The 18,394-nt window shown below is 30.3% G+C and carries 18 protein-coding genes; 4 read left to right on the top strand and 14 right to left on the bottom strand.

All coding sequences use genetic code 11. The annotated features are described in order from the left end of the window. Positions 1-23: 23 nt before the first annotated feature. Positions 24-551, top strand: coding sequence for an ORF6N domain-containing protein (locus NU08_RS03050; RefSeq protein ID WP_129745809.1), 528 nt, complete (start codon positions 24-26; stop codon positions 549-551). Between the two features lie 256 nt (positions 552-807). On the opposite strand, the gene NU08_RS03045 is transcribed toward NU08_RS03050, so the two are convergent. Genes NU08_RS03045 through NU08_RS22225 form a run of 3 tightly spaced genes read right to left on the bottom strand, consistent with a single transcriptional unit; the run spans position 808 to position 3,399 of the window. Then, entirely contained in the window at positions 808-1,575 is a 768-nt protein-coding gene (locus tag NU08_RS03045) for a glycosyltransferase family 2 protein (protein WP_129745808.1), read from the bottom strand. A 28-nt stretch (positions 1,576-1,603) separates the two neighbouring features. Then, positions 1,604-2,587 (bottom strand): UDP-glucuronic acid decarboxylase family protein, encoded by a 984-nt coding sequence (locus tag NU08_RS03040; protein ID WP_129745807.1) that lies wholly within the window; start codon positions 2,585-2,587, stop codon positions 1,604-1,606. Further along, complete coding sequence (locus NU08_RS22225; RefSeq protein WP_165352398.1) at positions 2,584-3,399, bottom strand: O-antigen ligase family protein; 816 nt, start codon at positions 3,397-3,399, stop codon at positions 2,584-2,586. Before NU08_RS22225 ends, NU08_RS03040 begins: the two co-directional genes overlap by 4 nt. Positions 3,400-3,499: 100 nt before the next feature. On the opposite strand from NU08_RS22225, the gene NU08_RS22220 reads away from it, so the two are divergent. Then, the gene (locus tag NU08_RS22220; protein WP_165352397.1) at positions 3,500-3,742 is read left to right on the top strand and encodes a hypothetical protein; all 243 of its coding nucleotides are present in this window, start codon (positions 3,500-3,502) and stop codon (positions 3,740-3,742) included. Positions 3,743-3,865: 123 nt separating this feature from the next. Here NU08_RS22220 and NU08_RS03030 read toward each other — a convergent pair whose 3' ends face one another. Further along, positions 3,866-4,954: a DUF1972 domain-containing protein gene (locus NU08_RS03030; protein ID WP_129745805.1), complete on the bottom strand. Its 1,089-nt coding sequence runs from the start codon at positions 4,952-4,954 to the stop codon at positions 3,866-3,868. A gap of 136 nt (positions 4,955-5,090) precedes the next feature. Between NU08_RS03030 and NU08_RS03025 the strand changes: the two genes are divergently transcribed. Further along, positions 5,091-5,867, top strand: coding sequence for a 2OG-Fe(II) oxygenase (locus NU08_RS03025; RefSeq protein WP_129745804.1), 777 nt, complete (start codon positions 5,091-5,093; stop codon positions 5,865-5,867). Between the two features lie 11 nt (positions 5,868-5,878). Here the strand turns inward: NU08_RS03025 and NU08_RS03020 are convergent, their stop codons facing one another. The 9 genes from NU08_RS03020 to NU08_RS02980 all read right to left on the bottom strand — a co-directional run bounded on the left by NU08_RS03020 (position 5,879) and on the right by NU08_RS02980 (position 15,683). Next, the gene (locus NU08_RS03020; protein ID WP_129745803.1) at positions 5,879-6,994 is read right to left on the bottom strand and encodes a glycosyltransferase family 4 protein; all 1,116 of its coding nucleotides are present in this window, start codon (positions 6,992-6,994) and stop codon (positions 5,879-5,881) included. Then, positions 6,984-8,240, bottom strand: a complete 1,257-nt coding sequence (locus tag NU08_RS03015) for a hypothetical protein (protein ID WP_129745802.1) — start codon at positions 8,238-8,240, stop codon at positions 6,984-6,986. The genes NU08_RS03020 and NU08_RS03015 overlap by 11 nt, the downstream gene beginning before the upstream one ends. Positions 8,241-8,248: 8 nt before the next feature. Next, the gene (locus NU08_RS03010) at positions 8,249-9,517 is read right to left on the bottom strand and encodes a lipopolysaccharide biosynthesis protein (RefSeq protein WP_165352396.1); all 1,269 of its coding nucleotides are present in this window, start codon (positions 9,515-9,517) and stop codon (positions 8,249-8,251) included. 80 nt (positions 9,518-9,597) lie between these two features. Further along, complete coding sequence (locus NU08_RS03005; RefSeq protein WP_129745800.1) at positions 9,598-10,149, bottom strand: hypothetical protein; 552 nt, start codon at positions 10,147-10,149, stop codon at positions 9,598-9,600. An 89-nt stretch (positions 10,150-10,238) separates the two neighbouring features. Then, positions 10,239-11,219, bottom strand: a complete 981-nt coding sequence (locus NU08_RS03000; protein WP_129745799.1) for a hypothetical protein — start codon at positions 11,217-11,219, stop codon at positions 10,239-10,241. A gap of 6 nt (positions 11,220-11,225) precedes the next feature. Continuing rightward, positions 11,226-12,905: a DUF6909 family protein gene (locus NU08_RS02995; protein ID WP_129745798.1), complete on the bottom strand. Its 1,680-nt coding sequence runs from the start codon at positions 12,903-12,905 to the stop codon at positions 11,226-11,228. 133 nt (positions 12,906-13,038) lie between these two features. Further along, positions 13,039-13,464, bottom strand: coding sequence for a transposase (locus NU08_RS02990; protein WP_242502476.1), 426 nt, complete (start codon positions 13,462-13,464; stop codon positions 13,039-13,041). Positions 13,465-13,677: 213 nt separating this feature from the next. Then, complete coding sequence (locus tag NU08_RS02985; RefSeq protein ID WP_129745797.1) at positions 13,678-15,165, bottom strand: GH3 auxin-responsive promoter family protein; 1,488 nt, start codon at positions 15,163-15,165, stop codon at positions 13,678-13,680. 11 nt (positions 15,166-15,176) lie between these two features. Then, positions 15,177-15,683 (bottom strand): peptidase, encoded by a 507-nt coding sequence (locus NU08_RS02980; protein ID WP_129745796.1) that lies wholly within the window; start codon positions 15,681-15,683, stop codon positions 15,177-15,179. Positions 15,684-15,896: 213 nt separating this feature from the next. Here NU08_RS02980 and NU08_RS02975 point away from each other — a divergent pair, with 213 nt between their 5' ends. After that, positions 15,897-16,076 (top strand): twin-arginine translocase TatA/TatE family subunit, encoded by a 180-nt coding sequence (locus NU08_RS02975; protein ID WP_008465789.1) that lies wholly within the window; start codon positions 15,897-15,899, stop codon positions 16,074-16,076. A gap of 99 nt (positions 16,077-16,175) precedes the next feature. Here NU08_RS02975 and NU08_RS02970 read toward each other — a convergent pair whose 3' ends face one another. Next, positions 16,176-18,299, bottom strand: a complete 2,124-nt coding sequence (locus NU08_RS02970) for a Tex family protein (protein ID WP_129745795.1) — start codon at positions 18,297-18,299, stop codon at positions 16,176-16,178. Between the last annotated feature and the right edge of the window lie 95 nt (positions 18,300-18,394).

The raw sequence follows: 18,394 nt of genomic DNA, 5'->3' as shown, positions 1-18,394 counted from the left end.
GTTTTTTTTTTATTGAAAAACTTATGGATGATCATTCTCTACTTTCTGAGGAAACAATTTCTAACAAAATATATTTTATTCGCGGGCAAAAAGTGATGCTTGATCGTGATTTGGCCTTACTTTATGGTGTTGAAACAAAACGATTAAAAGAACAAGTAAAAAGAAATTTAAATCGTTTCCCTAAAGACTTTATGTTTGAACTTTCCAAAACAGAATTTGAAAATTGGAGGTCGCAATTTGCGACCTCCAATTCAGAAAAAATGAGTTTACGATATGCACCAATGGCTTTTACTGAACATGGCGTTATGATGCTTTCAAGCATTTTAAAAAGCGACAAAGCAATTCAAACTAATATTCAAATTATGAGGATTTTCACGAAAGTGAGACAAATGCTTTTGGACACAACTGAAATTAAGGTCGATATTTTACAGATTCAGAAGAAGTTAGAAAATCATGATAAAAATATTGAATTGGTTTTTTCTTATTTAGATGAATTAACTGAGAAAAAAGAAAATGAGTCTGAAAGAGTAAAGATTGGTTATAAACAATAATTCTTTAAGATCACAAATTGTGACATCAAGTTTGTGATTAACTTTTAGAATAAGGCTTTAAAATTAGATTAAAATTGTCAAAAACATAGCCAGTAGCTTCAATCGCTGGACACCATAAATTTCCACAATACGTTTCCCACGGTTGAAACCGTGGGCTATGTTTTAAAGAGATGAAAAAAATTGGAGATCACAAATTGTGATCTCCAATTCTAAACGAAATTCTCCAAGGTCGCAAATTGCGACTTCAAGTTATATTTTAAATCTTCTTTATATATATTGGTTTAATTATCAACTGAGTAAACAAAAACCTCATCATCAATAAAATAGAAAAAACCAGATTATATCCATGAAATTCTCTATAAACACCAAAGTTGTGTTTTATCAATTTGAATTTTGATGATGAAATTGAGTTTTTCCTAATTCTGTAAAAAGCTAAAGGTTCTGGAATGGCTTCTGCAGTTTTTATTTGTTTTAAAATCGTAAGCCAAATTCTCCAATCTTGTCTCTTTTGAGTGGATTCAAGTTTTATTCTCCCAAAATATTCAGCATCGTAAATAGCCGTAAGATTGCCTACATAATTACAGAAAAACAATTGTTTATAAGTTAATGGATTTGGTGATTCAACCCTTCTTTTTAAACTATTTCCCTCTTCATCAATAGAATCGTAATAACTAAAAGTAAAATGCAGATTATTAATTTTTAAAAACTGAATCTGTTTTTCTAATTTATCTGAACGCCATAAATCATCAGAATCCAGATAAGCTATATATTTTCCGGATGCTTTGTCTAAAGCTGCATTTCGGGCAAAACCATTTCCTGAATTTTTGTCCAGTTTGAATAGCTTTATTCTGGAATCATTTTGAACAAATTCTTCTATAACAGAAACGGTTTGATCTGTAGAAGCATCATCAACCAAAATCATTTCCCAGTTTTTATAGGTTTGATTTTGAACTGATTCTATTGTTGCTCTAATGAACTTTTCAGTATTATATGTTGGCGTTAAAATAGATACTAAATCGTTCATTAGATTTATATACTTTCAGAATCTTAATTTATTTTATATAGCTTGAAAAGTCTTTATGCTCTTCTTTTGCAAGTTCATCAGGAGATAATGACTTGAAATATTCATAAGTAATTTTCATTCCCTCTGCACGGCTTACTTTTGCTTCCCAGCCTAATAATTCTTTGGCCTTTGTAGTATCTGGCTGACGCTGTAAAGGATCATTTATAGGTAGCGGATGATAAACCACTTTTTGATTAGTTCCTGTCAGTTTTATAATTTCTTCCGCAAAATCTTTAATTGTGATTTCGTCTGGATTTCCAATATTTACTGGATAAACATAATCTGAATGTAATAATCTGTAAATACCTTCTACCTGATCGTCTACATAACAGAAAGAACGTGTCTGCATTCCGTCTCCAAAAATGGTTAAATCTTCTCCGCGAAGTGCCTGACCAATAAAAGCTGGAATTACACGTCCGTCGTTTAGTCGCATTCTAGGTCCGTAAGTATTAAAAATACGCACTATTCTGGTTTCTACTCCATGAAAAGTATGATAAGCCATTGTTATAGATTCCTGAAAACGTTTTGCCTCATCATAAACACCACGCGGACCAATTGTGTTTACGTTTCCATAATATTCTTCAGTTTGTGGATGCACTAAAGGATCTCCATAAACTTCAGATGTTGATGCAATTAAAATTCTAGCCTTTTTTACTCTTGCTAATCCTAATAAATTGTGCGTTCCTAAAGACCCAACTTTCAAAGTCTGGATTGGAATTTTTAAGTAATCAATCGGACTTGCTGGCGAAGCAAAATGCAATATATAATCTAAATCGCCTGGAACATGAACAAACTTAGTTATATCATGATGATAAAACTCGAAGTTTTCAAGTTTGAATAAATGTTCAATATTTTTAAGATCTCCTGTAATCAGATTATCCATTCCGATAACGAAATATCCTTCTTTGATAAATCTGTCACATAAATGTGATCCTAAAAATCCTGCTGCTCCGGTTATAAGTATTCTTTTCATTTTAATATTTTCTGTTCATTACAATATTTTACCGAATTAAACATGCTGTAAAAAACTATAAAGAAAATTATTCCTCTTTGTCTACTCAAAAAAGATTCAGTCAAAAATAAGACTATCATTGTTACTGCAAAAGCAATATGAATAAAATCTTTATTTACAATCCCAATTCTGAATGTGACAAACAACATGCTTATAACTATCAAAAAACCAAATATGCCCAACTCTGCAAATATTTGAATGTATTGATTATGAAAATTAAATTCTCCATAATTTGGATATAAATTATGTTCTTTTACTTTTTCTTTGATTTTATTCTGTGAAGCATCTAATCCAAATCCTGTAAAAAGAATATTTCGTTCCTTAAGCATTTCTATAAAAATCCTAATCTGGAACAATCGAAATGCTGTTCCTGGAAAAAAATCATTTTGTCGAAATTGATCTTGGCTCCAAGCTTGTTTTAAACTTACATTATAAATTGGTCCTTGATTTTCTTCAATATTTTTATTTAAAGAACTATCAACAAATATTGTTTCAAACTCAATCATAAATCTTTCTCTAATTGGCTTAATAAAAAGTATGGAACTTATCGATAGAATAATAACCGTTGAAAGTATTATGAGCTTTGTTTTTATTGGAATAGTAGAAAAAAACAAATAGTATATTATAATCAAAATCAAATCAACTACAATGATATTTTTGGATGATAGTAATAATATGAAAACAATAAGAATCGAAAATGTTGTTTTATCAATAATTGACTTTTTTTTCTGCACTAGAAAATAAAATAGTGCTAAAGAAGCAAAAACAGACATATAAATTGCATTCAATTCTAAAGTAACTAATTCGTGGTAAAAGAAAACAGCTTTGTCTCCAGAATTTATGAATCTTACAATTGCCTTTAAAAAATAGAAAATGGCAAAACCTACCATAGTAAAACTATACCACTTGATGATCTTATTTACATCATTTCGAGTTATTTTTGGCAATGTGCAAAAAGCAAAAGGAATTAAGAGTAGCAATACTTCCTTTTGCAATCCTTTGATGGTTAATTTATTGTCTATTGTCCAAATGAGCGAAATAAACATCAAAACATACAATAGTATTGGAAGTAATAAGACTTTAGGAAACGAAAAATCTGTTTTTTTGGCTTTATAAAAAGTAAACAATAAAAAAACAATACAGGCTAAACTCCCAATATTGTGTTTTAATGGAAGTGTTACTAACATTGCTACCAATAGATAAACTGGCAAGTTTTTATTCTTCCATAATTCATCCATTTTATTTGAGACTTTTTTCAAACAATCTAAAATATGATTCATTTATTTTGTTCCAATTAAATTCTTGAATTATCGTTTTAAAGTTATCTTCAACAATGTTTTCGTAATCTTTTCTTTTAATGGTTTTTATTAGATGCTTAATGCATTCTGCATTCGAAAAATAAAATGCATTTTGCTGTAAAATAGCACGATTAAATTCGTTGTTGTGTGCTACAATTAATGCTTTTGTCGCCATTGCCTCAAGCAATGAAGGATTTGTCCCTCCTACTGAATGTCCATGAAAATAAAGATTAGAAAAATATCTTAGATTATCTAAATGCACTTTATTATAAACTCCTCCTATAAAACGTATGTTTCGATAATTATAAAACTTTTTTTTGAGATAGTCTCCATAACTATTATCATTACTCCCTATAACCAACATCACTTTATTATCTTGACTTTCGGCAATACCATCCAAAATTACTTCTATATTATTTTCAGGTTCAAAACGAGCTATCAATAAGTTATAATTATTTTTTTCAACATTATATTGTGAAAGCACCTCTTCTTTTGGATCAGAAAACAAATCTGCTCCATATGCAATATAAGCAGCTTCAGTATTATATTTTTCTTTCAGATACTTCTTGATTCCTAGCGAATCTGCTACGAGATAATCACTACTTTTTACGGCTTTTTTTTCGGCAAACTTTAAGAACCTTTGGATTAGTTTAGAATATTTGGTTCTTTTCCATTCCAATCCATCCATATTAGTAATAATGATTGATTTTTTTGGTAAAAGAAAAGACCATATAGAATTGCTTGTGTAGCCCAATTGCAAAATGATATCAAAATTTCTATTTCTAGAATCCAAAATACAATTCAAATCGTAAATAAATTGTCCTACAGTCCCTATTTTATATTCTGGATCATACTGATGAATAATGTTTACTCCTTTATAATTTTTCTCTTTATAAATGTGTTTATGTGAATTATAGACATACACATCGTGTTTTTTTTCGGTTAAATAAACAGCAAAAATTTCAGCAAACTGCTCAAATCCGCCATAATTATTAGGAATTCCTCTGGTACCAAGAATGGCTATTTTCATTTAAGTCTTATAAAATAGGACTCAAAAATAATGATTTTAAAATTCCGTAAAATTTTATTGCAAACAAATTCATTTATAATCAATATTCTTTTATTTAATTTCTACTTTTGTTCGCAAGCGGTTTAAAATAACACTTATGATTAATTTTGAATACCTGGAAAACCATTTAGATGATTTGCGCTTAAAGTATTTAACTGCCAGTCCGTTTCCGCATTTAATAATTGATAACTTTTGTGAAGAGGAAAGGTTATTAAAAGCTCATGAAAGCATTCCTGAACTCAAGAATAAAAGCCGTGACTATTCTTTTGCAAATAATAAATTTGAAAAATCAAATTATAAAGAATTAGGACCTGAAATGCATGAATTGTATGATGAACTCTCGTCTGAAAGATTCAATAAAATTATATCTTATATAACCTCAAAATCTATTTTTGTTGACCCAAAAAATCATGGTGGTGGCTTACATCAAGGCAAGAAAAATAGCTTTCTGGATATGCACTTAGATTTTAATTATCATCCTATTAACAAAGGTTGGTACCGGGAATTAAATCTGCTTTTGTATCTAAATAAAGACTGGAAACAAGAATATAAAGGCAATTTAAAAATATTTGATTTAAGAACAGGGGAAAATACCGAACTTGATGTTCCTTTTAATCGCTTAATTATTCAGCAATGTGCTCCTTACACACTTCATGGATATGATATGACAAATTTTCCAGACGGAAATTTTAGAACATCTATTGCAACTTATGCTTACCAAATTCATAAAGTACAAATCGAGAAGCCAAGAACAACAGATTGGTTTCCAAAAGAAGATGCTTCATTTTTAAAAAAGCAGCTTGCTAAAAATTACAATTTTTTAGTTCAAACTAAAAACAAGTTATTTGGAAGCAATACAGCAAAAAACCAATAATCAGGTTATTTTTATTGATTTTGTTTTATCAGATTATATAATATGTCAGCCGATTTTTGCCATCTGTATTTTTCTTTAATATTTTGTGCCATAATCTCAAAATCTAAAGCTACTTTTTGAGTTAAAATTTTTTGAAGTTTTTGATTAAACTCATCTTGATTATATGGATCAAAATAATAGTCCTTAAAAAAAGTAAAATCTGACATTGCCGTTTTATTAGAGCAAAGTGTTGGAACTTTTGCCGCGACAGATTCTAATGGAGGAATTCCAAAACCTTCAGCTAAAGAAGGATAAACGGATGCATCTGCTCCTCTTAACAACAATAACATTGTTTTTAAATCAGTGTTTTTTAAAGAAACAATCTGATTTTTTATTTCAGAATTTAATTTATTAAAGACCTTATCATAATGTTGATTTGGTAAAGTATCATTTCCTAAAAACAGAAGCTTGTATTTTTTGTACAATTTCAAATCTAAAAAAGCTTTTAAAACCATTTGATGATTTTTTCTTGGCTCCCATCGGCTTACATAAATAATATAATTTTTTAATGAAAACTTTTCTGCAACTTCTGTCTTCATCAGCTCCTTATCATATTCTTCAAAAAATACATCCTGAATTGCGTTTGGAGTTATTTCATAATTTGACAATGCGAAATGCTGTTGTATTTTCTGTTTAGAATATTCTGAGACTGTCAATTTAATTTCTGATCCTTTTGCACTTAATTTATATAAAAACGTATTGACAATTCTACTCAAAAATGTAAAATACTCTGGAAAATCAATAAACAATAAATCATGTGTTGTAACAATGTATTTACACCTTTTTATTGGTGAAACAATATATTGAAAATGAGCAAAATCAATTTTGTTCTTTTTAATAATCTGTGGTATATCGATACTTAGCCTTAAAATTTTATTATGATATTTATATTTTAAATAGGTGACATTTGAATGGTTGCCAAAAATAGATTCTAAATGATCTGGATTAGAAGAAACTAAAAAAAAATGAAGATCCTTTTTTTTGATTAATTCAGAGTATAAACCTTTTATATATGTTCTTGTTCCTTGAAAACCGCTATCAAAAACATGGCAGTCAACAAAAATACTGGTTGTGTTTTTAATGCTCATTTTCTATTCTTTTTTGACTAATATGCTCTTTTATAATTACTTCTCTAACAGCAATCAAAAATCCTATTATTATCGATTTATTATCTAATTTTAGATACAGCCCCAAAAATACCCAGTTTGATATTATTAGAAAAACGCTTGTCCCAACTAGCAAATAATTAATAGCCTGTACACTTTCAATCTCAGATTTTCTTTGCCTGTATAGAATAACCAAAAAAAATAAAAGAAATAAAACCCCTAATAGTCCCGATTTTAAAAATACAGTCATGTATGCATTATGTGCAATTGGGATATACTGAACATTTTCGTGATCATTGGTCCAAATTTTCCTGCCCAAATTCAGTGTTGAGCCTAAGCCTTCACCAAAAAAAACAGCTCTAACTCCTTTTGCAGAAACTTGATTTACAGCAATTATATTTTCAAAGGATCTATAATTGTCATTGAAATCTTTCCAATCATCTTTATCGATTTTTGTCTTAAAAGCTTCCTGAGGTGCAATTTTTATTTTATACAAAAAAGCCTGAATACCTTTTCCTTCTCTTTTTGGATTAATATAAACAATCGCTGTATAGCCAATAATTGTTGCCAAAAATACAGACAAAATTACTTTTAAAGATTTCTTATTAAAACTCAAATATCCTTTTAGACCAACATAGAGAATTATAAATTGAATAAGGTTTGTTCTGGCCAAGTACAAAAAACTAGATAAACCAATTATTGCTAAAAATAATATTCTCTGATTTTTTGATATTTCTAGTTTAAGATCTTCATAAAAAATCAGAATAATTAATACATAGATTTCGTAATCGCTAAAATAACCGCCATGTTCTCTTAGTAAATTAACACTTATAGTTTTGAATTCAATAACTGTAAAAGATAACATAACCAGATGCATTACAGAAATTGCTAATCCGGTGTACACTAACACTTTTAAAGCTAATTTACTGCTAAATCTACACAGTTGATATCCAACCAATAATCCTAAAATTGGTTTAACTAAATAGGTAAAATCTCTTATGACTAGAAAAAGGGTTGTTGTGCTGAAGAATGTAGAAACAATTGCAATTGAAAGTATTATGAGAAAAATGACATTATATTGAACTAGAGTAAAAGAATATTTTCTTTTAACTGTTAACAACAAAGTTAAAGACCAAACAGCAAAAGTAAGCTCATAGTTAGCAAACAAAGAAACTCCAACGCAAAGCAAAAATAAAATCTGGTAAGGGAAACTTTTGTAAATTGTCATATTTATTATTACTTACTCAATCTAATTATTGATTTTAAAACTGCACAATATAAACCTATTACCATTATTTCGATAAAAATTGTAGCAATAAAAGCACCTTTCAATTCAATAGTTTTTACTAATATAAAAAATGCGAGCAAACTAAAAATCGAGGAACCAATTGTAATATTTATATACATCTTATTCTTATCTAATGCAAAAAGTAACTGTTTTAAAGCAAAAGAAATTGCCATAAAGATAGGTATAATCAAGCCTAACCTTAAAAAGTAAACCATTGATTTTAGGTCATTTGATTCAATATTGAAGTATAACAAGATCTGTTCTGCAAATACAAATGCAATAATTACTAGTAATAGAATAAATAAATAATTTAAAGCATTATAATTCAACCAATTAAAAATTCCTTTTTTTAAATTTGTATGTATTTGTAAACAAACATAGGCATAGATAAAATTGAAAAACATTTGCAGATAAGTTCTAAAAATCATTACAATCTGTTCAATAATTCTATATTGTCCTGCCATTCCATTTCCTCCCACATAACTAATTATCATTATAGGCAGATATTGATAAAATGAAAGAAACAATTGGGAAAAAGTGAGTGAGAACTCCTGTTTTAATAACAGGAGTGCATCCTTAGCAACATTGTGATAGAATTGTAAATTGTATTTTTTTATCAGATAAATAAGTCCTATTAAGCTGGAAATAATCAGCCCAATTCCTAAATAAGCATTGGCATAAATATAATCCTCCTTTTTACTGATAAAAATAAAAATACAAGCAACATATATTGCTTTAGAAATAATATTAATAAAAGAAATCCATTTATAGTTTTCCAATCCCTGAAAAATCCATGTTGGGTTTAAGAACTGACCAATTACGTACAAAAAACTAAAAAAGAAAATGGCTTGTTCTTTCCTAAAAAAAGGAATGAAATAAATAATCAGAAAAGCAATAAATGATGATATTAAAATCAAAATGAATTTCATTACATATATAGAAATTATTTTTGTTCTTATAATATCAGAATTTTCTCTATTTATTGATATTTCTTTGGTTCCATTAATATAAGAACCGTAATCAACTAAAACGATCAATACTAATGCAAACGAAAATCCTACGCCAATTTTTCCCAATCCTTCTTTTTCGCAAACAGCTATTAAATAAGGCATTACCAAAAGTGGACTGACCAGATTAACAATCTGACCAATTCCATAAATAACAAAATTTTTAATTCGGTTATTCTGTAATACATTTTGGTGTTTTGATTTAAACAAGAGAATAGGATTTGTTTAGAAAATAGTAACAGCTGCAGATAAAAAAAGCCACATTTTTGTGGCTCTTAAGTCTTATATAATTATTTTACAATTAATTGAATCTGATCATAAAGTGCTTTTTCAGAATAAAACAATGGATCGTATTTTCCTTCTTTAGTTTTGAAAGTCTGAACAATTGAGTTTTTCTTGTCTACAATTTTTACACAATCATTCGGAATAAAGTAATTAAAAAATAACGAATCTTTAGCTTCAAAACTTTTACTGTAATACTTCATTTTAAAATTCTTGATAATGATTTCCTTTTGCTCTTCATTTGTTCCAAAATCAATTCTGATATAATTCGGAATTACATCTTCAGGAAGATTAAAAACAATATCCTGTGGATTTTCATTTGCCTTTACAGCCATCCAAACCGAATTTTCTTCCTTATACGGAACTTCATAGGCATCCTGACTGTAATATAATTGGAAATTATCGTCTGTTTTTACTGTTGCTGTTAGGGTTACCTGAAAATTATTGTTTTGTTTTTCAACTTCAGCTGGTTTAACTTCTTGATTTTGGTCCACTTCTTTCTTACATGAAGTAAACGATACAATTAAAATCAAACTTGCAAAAAATAGTTTTGTTCTCATTTTAAATTTTTGGGCTAATTTAGTTTTTTAACTTTAAAAAAATCTTCATATCAACAATACTGTTGTTATATTTTTTAAACATCTTTTTTTTATGTGCTTAATAGTTTTTGTTTTCTGTAAAAAGCTTTAAAAAACTGCAGCATAATGTAAAGAAAAACAAATAGGAATGGGAATATCAGTTTTTTGTGTCCATAAAAGACCCCTTTTTTCTCAATATTTAATGTTGTACTAATATCTTTAATAATTTTATCATACCCTATTAATTCAAGTCTATGGCCCCCTTGTTCATTAACTAAATCACCTTTTGTTTTTATAACATCATTAAGTTGGGTATTTTCATTATAATAGACTAAACTGCTGCTTTTTTGGGAATTATTTGCATTAGCAGAAAATCCTTTTAAGACACCATCAATCTGAGATATAGTAGCTTCATTCTTAATTATTTTTTCTTTAGCATTTGCTATTTTTACTTCTTGGATTTTTTTGTAGAATTCTGTTTTATTCAAAAAATCCAAAAGCGGATCAGTTATTTTTTTAGTATCTGCCAATTCATTTGTAACAATCGAAATTCTATGATATCTATAATTTTTACTTGTTAGATTATCCTCAATAATTTTTTTTATATCTCCATTATCAGCCATCAATTTAATCAATTCAAAATTCTCAGGCCTATTTTCAATCAGTCTATAAACATCTGATATAGGCTTAATAGTAATAGATTTAAGGCTTTTAGGATCTTGAATACCAACTGTATTTTTTAAAAAAAGCGTATCATCTTCTTTAATCTTAGAGTAAATTAAATCAATTTTTGCATACAAATAATCTGTACTGTCAAAATTTGGTGCAACAATAATTTCTTGTTTGTACCTTTTTTGAGTTATGTCTAAAAGTAGTCCCAAACTAAATCCAACCAAAACGATAACCAAAACGATAACCCAATTGCTAATAAAAAATTGAATTAATCGAAAAATCTTGGCATTGATCCTATCGAAAAAGTTGCCAATACTTTTTGAAACCTGAAAAATATCAATCTCTTGATCTGAATTATCCTGCGGTACTTTTGTACTCATTTATGATTATTTTATGTTGAAAATCTGCTCTAAAATCTTAATGGTAATCAAATAGGTCGGTTTTACGCCAGTGGTTCCCAATCCACCAGAAGCTAGTGTGCTTCCTGTTTCCAGAGGATTATCTGAAGCATAATAAGCATAACGAACTTTGATATCATGCGGTACGCTTTTTCTAATTTTTGATGCCGACTGAATCGCTTTTTGGTAATAAGATCCTTCCATTTCAAGACCAATTACTCCCCAAGTCGATTCGTGGAAGAATTTTAATAAATCTCTATTTTGCAATGAAGTTCCAAGAACAGTAACCATCGCACCTTCATAAATGTCTATATCGTTTCCTTCAAACATTGCACCTGTTAATTCGTTTTCAAAGAAATAATTATCAGCCGTTCCTTCGTTGATATGTGCGGTCGGAATCATGATATCTCCTTTTCCGCCTTCCAGAATTCCAGCTTTACCCATTATAGAAACCGATTTTACATTTAGTAGAGTTTCTTTTTTGAATGGTTTCAAAAGCTCATCAATAGTTTCGTAAGCCTGCTCTCCAAAAGCATAATCCATTACTATTATAACTGGTTTTTCTTCGCCTACATTAGCATGCGAGAAAGCTGTTTTTGACCAGTCAATTTTAGCTGTATCAAAAATCTGAACATCAATATTAGTCCCTGAACAATCTGGCAGCGAAATCATTCCATTTTTTAAAGCTAGATCTTCAACCTGAGATCTAATTTCTTTTGAACCCGAACCGCTTAATTCTTCATAAATAAAGAAATCTGTTTTTCCTTTATATTTTGTTTTTAGCAATGGCGTTGCAAAAATCGAATTCATCACACTGTGCATATTTGCACTAATTACGTGAATTGGTCTTTTCAACAAGTCGTTTGCTTTTAAAACTTCTTTAATGTTTGTTGCCCAGATTTCTCCGTGAATATGGTGTCCAAGTCTTTCACGCAAAACAGGGCTAAAAGTAATTGTACGTTTGTTGTTTTCAACAATTTCTTCAATCGCAAGTTTTCCTAACCAATAAATTACGTGCAAGAAACGGTCTGGTGCATTTTCTGAACCAAAAGCATCGTAAATATCCAAAACTTCCTCAAAAGTTCTCGCTAAAATATTGGCAACATGCGAAATTGCTTTTTCTTTTTCAACTTGAGAAAGCTTTTTAGTCTGCATAACGGCTTGCTCTAATTTCTGCCAATCACGCGAAACTTCTCCTCCATCGTCTATTAAAACCCTATTTTTAATTTTATGAGATTCGATGAAAATGAAAGTCAAATGTGTCAGGATATCATAAATGTCAGAACGTCCGCGAGTAATCTCAACGTTCATTTGCTCTTCGTCGATTCTGTAGCAGTTTCTTCTTCTTTTAGGAGGAACAATTGGCTGAAAATGCGATTTAGAATATCCTTCGTCTGAAGTTAAATTAATAAAACGGCACTGTTCAATTCCGATTGGAAGACGTTCTATAACGTATAAAAGTCCGTTTAATTCTACTTTTTCTTCGGCGATATTTCCATAAATTTCTGGACGCAAAGCCAATAATGATTCGCGTAAGCTGTCGCCAGAAACTCCCATTGGTTTGTAAAAACCACGGTTGAATAAATGGCGCATTGTAATGTACATTTTTTCTATAGCCGCAGAAGATTCCTGTGCTCTAGATCTTGATATATGTTTAGTTTCTTTCATGTTTTTTTCTATTTTAAAAATCATCTTCGTTTTTAAAGAAGATGTGAATATTTCGATAAACGAAAGTAGGAAATATTAATATTATTTCAATCGAAAACTAAAAATGTGATTTAATTATAACGTTTATTTCAAATTAGGATTTACCATCTGTTTTAAATTTATCCTTTGCCCAATTTTCTGGATTTGAAACAATGTAATCAGAAATTCTTTGATATTGATTATTGTCTCTAATGATATTGTCATAAAATAATTTTTGCCATTGATACGTGTATCCTAATCTATTTGCGTGTTTTGTTACAGCAGATTTATATGATCCAACAATTGAGGAAATGGTGTTTTTTCCAATGTTTTGAAAACGTTGCGATCCAGGTTTTTCCGATAGAGACAGGGCATGCCCTGTCTCTACAATATTCGCATTATTCAATTTTTTATCGATAATCAAAATTCCATGAATATGATTTGGCATGACCACAAAATCACCCAATTCGACATTTTTATGGTGTATGGGTATTTGATGCCACAATATATCGGCAATAATACCAACCTCTGATAAAACCATTTTATCATTTTGAATTTCTCCAAAATAATGTTCTCTGTTTTGTGTACAAATTGTTATAAAATAGGCTCCATTCCAACCATAATCCCACCATTAAGCTCTAATTGAAGAAATACGATATTTATTTTGAAACTTTCCTTGACTCATTTAATTTTCATTTACTTATCCATTCTAATTCATCTGAATAAATAACTGCTTAATCTTGGAAATATTATTTTATTTTATAAGATTATCCGCAATATCCCTATTATTTGATAATCTCGGAATTTTATTCTGTCCGCCCAGTTTTCCTTGCGATTTCATGTAATCTTGAAATCCGTTTTTAGAAATCTTTGTAATGACTACTTTTCTTAAAACATTTCCAGTAATTAAATCATCGTAATAAATATTCTGTTTACGCATTGAATTATCGATCGTTTCGGCAAAAGCTTCCATATTTTCAGGTTCTTTTTCAAACTCAATTAGCCACTCATGATACGGTAAACCGCTTGCAGGCGTAATTTGCGGTGCTACTGTAAACTCGTTTATTACAATATTTGTTGCATTTACAGCCTCTTTCATTGCATTTTCGACTTCATTAGCAATTACATGTTCGCCGAAAGCCGAAATATAATGTTTGATACGTCCAGAAACTATAACACGATATGGAGCCAAAGAGGTGAATTGAACTGTATCACCAATATTATAGCGCCAAAGTCCAGCATTAGTAGAAATAATCAAAACGTAGTTTACTCCTATTTCAACTTCACCAATTGTATATCCTTTCGGGTTTTCACTAAAAAATTCATCAGCCTTTATAAACTCATAGAAAATTCCCGAATTCAAAAGTAGCAACATTCCTTTTTCTTTCTGCGAATCTTGGTAGGCAAAAAATCCTTCAGAAGCAGGAAACAATTCGATGCTATCTACCTTTTTGCCAATCATCTGCTCAAACTTGGCGCGATAAGGCTCATAATTTACGCCTCCGTAGATGAATAGATTAAAGTTTTTGAATATTTCGCTAATCTTTTTTCCACCGCTTTTTTGCTGTAAACGCTCAAAATACATCTGTACCCAAGACGGAATTCCAGAAATAACCGACATATCTTCTTTTATAGTCTCGTCTACAATAGCATCTACTTTGGTTTCCCAATCTTCTATACAATTGGTTTCCCAAGATGGCATTCTGTTTTTCTGGAGGTATTTAGGAACAAAATGCGCTACAATTCCAGAAAGTCTCCCAAATTTAATTCCGTATTTCTCCGTTAGAATTGGACTTCCTTGCAAAAAGATCATTTTCCCGTCAACAAAATCGGCTTTTCCCGTTTCGTTAATATAATGTAGAATGGCATTTCTGGCCGCTTCTATATGATAAGGCATTGATTCTTTGGTAAGCGGAATAAATTTTGCTCCAGAAGTTGTTCCCGAAGTTTTGGCAAAATATAATGGTTTTCCTTTCCATAAAATATCTGCCTCGCCTTTTACTACCTTTTCAACATATGGTTTTAAATCTTCGTAATCCCTTACTGGAACTCGTTTCTGAAAATCTTCAAAAGTTTTTATCTGGTTAAAATGATGATCTTTTCCAAATTCGGTGTTTTGTGCATTTTCAATCAGACTTTTAAAAATCTCTTGCTGTGTTTGGACTGGTTTGTTCGCCCATTTAAGCGTTTGTTTATATATTTTTCGGGCAAATATTTTCGCCGCAATTGACTTAATTGACATTTTCAGTGGTATTATTTTTTATCACTTTTCTTTTTGTCTTGAGATTTGGTCTTCAGTTCTTTTTCTGTTTCGGCTACCTCTTCTCTCAGTTTTATTTCAGCCTCAGATGCTTTCATGTTTAAATCAGAAGCATCTTCAACCGATTCTGCTAAGATAGAATCTTTATTAAATTTTGAATATTCTAGTTCGCCCTTTAAAACTTTCTGAATCCCTTTTATATAGGCTTCATTTTGTTGTAGAGCTGTTTCTAAAGAATCTGATTTAATGGCCAGTCTAGTGGCATTTCGTTTCAATTCTGTAGAAGAATATCCAGGAATAAATTCGCGAAGCGGTGTAAAAGCAATGATAAAAGTAGTAACTAAAATTAGAAATATTCCGCCTAAAGTAAACGTTACAAAAACATTCATTAAAGTAAGCCTAAAAGAAAATATCTCTTCAAAAGTGTCTTCATTTAAAATTACTAATCGGTTTTTAATGAACAGTTTTTTTCTAAAATTTCTTTTCTTTTTTTTAGTCATTATCCTTCTTTATGCTAGCAAATATAGTAATTAATCATCATGATATTTGTTCGAAAAATTACTTGAAGAGCTATAATTTACGATTTTATAAAATATTTAACGCGGTCTAATGCAAATATTTTAAACTAAAAATACTTCTATTTCGTATATTTCTATATACCTTTGCGTAATAATTAAGAAAAATAATTTGCTTCGGCATTAAATATATTAGTCATGGGAAGATTAGGTCTTACAGAAATCCTTGTTATCGTAGGTATTGTGATATTACTTTTTGGAGGTAAAAAAATTCCAGAATTAATGAAAGGTTTAGGAAGTGGAATTAAGGAATTTAAAAACGCTGCTAAAGACGATCAACCTGCTGCTTCTAAAAAACAAGAAGAAGAAACAAAATAAGAAATTCGAAAAATTAAAATCCCAGATTACAATTGTAGTCTGGGATTTTTTTTATTTAATTATTCCTATTTTGGAATTTAGAATTTAAAAATTGGAATTTTATAAAACCATCGTTAGCTGAATTCTCTTTCTATCTTCATCAACTTCAGTAACTTTAACATCAACATGCTGATGCAATTTTACCACTTCGTTTACATCGCTTACAAAACCAGCTTTTAACTGAGAAATGTGAACTAAACCGCTTTCTTTGATTCCGATGTCAACAAAACAACCGAAGTTAGTGATGTTATTAACAATCCCTGGTAATATCATCCCAGTTTTCAAATCTTTGATTGATTTTACGTTGGCATCAAACTCAAAAACCTTAGCCGACTTTCTTGGATCCAATCCTGGCTTTTCAAGCTCTTTTATGATGTCTTTCAGCGTCAATAAGCCAATTTCAGGTGTAACATACTTTTCGGGCTTAATAAGCGCTGTTTTCTCTTTATTTGCAATTAATTCATTCAATGAAATATTCAAATCCTTTGCCATCTTTTCAACAACCGGATAAGCCTCTGGATGCACCGCCGAATTGTCCAACGGATTTTTAGCATTTGTAATTCTAATAAACGCTGCTCCTTGCTGATATGCTTTGTCTCCTAAACGAGGCACTTTTTTCAGCTGTTTTCTATCTTCAAAAGGTCCGTTTTCAGAACGATATTGTACAATATTTTCGGCTAGCTTCTCCCCGATTCCACTCACATAACTTAGCAAATGTTTACTTGCTGTGTTGATATTGATTCCAACCGAGTTTACGCAACGAATAACCGTGCTATCTAATTCTTCTTTAAGTTTCGTCTGATCAACATCATGCTGATACTGCCCTACTCCAATAGCTTTCGGATCGATTTTTACCAATTCGGCCAACGGATCTGAAAGGCGTCGCCCGATAGAAACCGAACCACGAACCGTTACATCATAATTAGGAAATTCTTCTCTCGCAATTTTTGAAGCAGAATATACCGAAGCTCCTGCCTCAGAAACCACAAAAACCTGAACTGGTTTGTCAAACGCGATTTTTTTGATGAAAAATTCAGTTTCGCGAGAAGCTGTTCCGTTTCCAATAGAAATTGCATCAATCTGATATGCGTTTACCATCGAACGGATTTTTTTTATCGCCATTGATTCCTCGTTTTGAGGCGCGTGCGGATAAATCGTTTCATTGTATAATAAATCCCCTTTTTCGTCTAGACAAACGACTTTACAACCGCTTCTAAATCCAGGATCGATTGCCAAAATACGTTTTTCTCCCAACGGCGGAGCCAATAATAACTGACCTAAATTGTTAGCAAAAACCTGAATTGAATTCGCATCTGCCTTGGCTTTTGCTTCTTGCAAGGTTTCATTTCCAATTGCCGGATTCAGTAAACGTTTATAACTATCTTCAATTGCCAGCTGTAAATGCGAAGTTGAATTATTTTGTTTTTTAATAATGATTTCGTCAATAACATCATATGCATCATCAATATCAACATCAATTTTCATTTTGATAAAGCCTTCGTTTTCTGCACGTAACATTGCCAATAAACGATGTGCTGGCGCTTTTGTCAAAGGTTCTTCCCAATCAAAATACTGGTTGAATTTTTGTGCGCCTTCTTCTTCAGCTTTCTTTTTAACCACTTTTGTGGCAATGGTTGCTTTTCGCTGAAACAATCTACGAAGCTGTTTACGAACATAAATATTTTCATTAATCCATTCAGCAACAATATCTCTTGCACCTTGAATAGCAGCTTCTTCATTAATAACATTTTCATTCAAATATTGCGTCGAAATAAAATCAAAATCAACGTCACTTTCAGACATTATTAATTTTGCCAAAGGTTCAAGACCAAATTCGCGCGCCACATCAGCTTTTGTTTTTTTCTTCTTTTTATATGGAAGGTAAAAATCCTCTATTTCTTGTAAATCAAAACTGTCTTCAATTTTTTTCTTCAAATCTGGCGTAAGTGCTTTTTGCTCTTCAATAGATTTTAAAACGGCTTCTTTACGTTTTATAAGTGTATCATAATCTTTTTGAAGTTTTGCAATCTGCTCAATTACAGTTTCATCAAGATTTCCGGTTGCGTCTTTTCGGTAACGCGAAATAAACGGAATCGTACAGTCTTCTTCTAATAATTTAACTGTGTTTTGAATACTGACTGCGGGTGCCTGAACAGACTTGGCAATAAATTGAATATTAGTCATACTTTTAATGAAATGATTTTCTTACTTAAAAATGATATAATTTACTTGTTAAAGCGTTTCTGCAAAATAGTAAATCATTCGGCTAAAATAATATC

Origin of the sequence: Flavobacterium anhuiense (assembly GCF_004151235.1) — a bacterium.
GTDB classification, from domain to species: Bacteria; Bacteroidota; Bacteroidia; order Flavobacteriales; family Flavobacteriaceae; genus Flavobacterium; species Flavobacterium anhuiense_A.
Note: the sequence above shows the minus strand (reverse complement) of the source record. Positions and strands in the feature narration are given on the sequence as shown.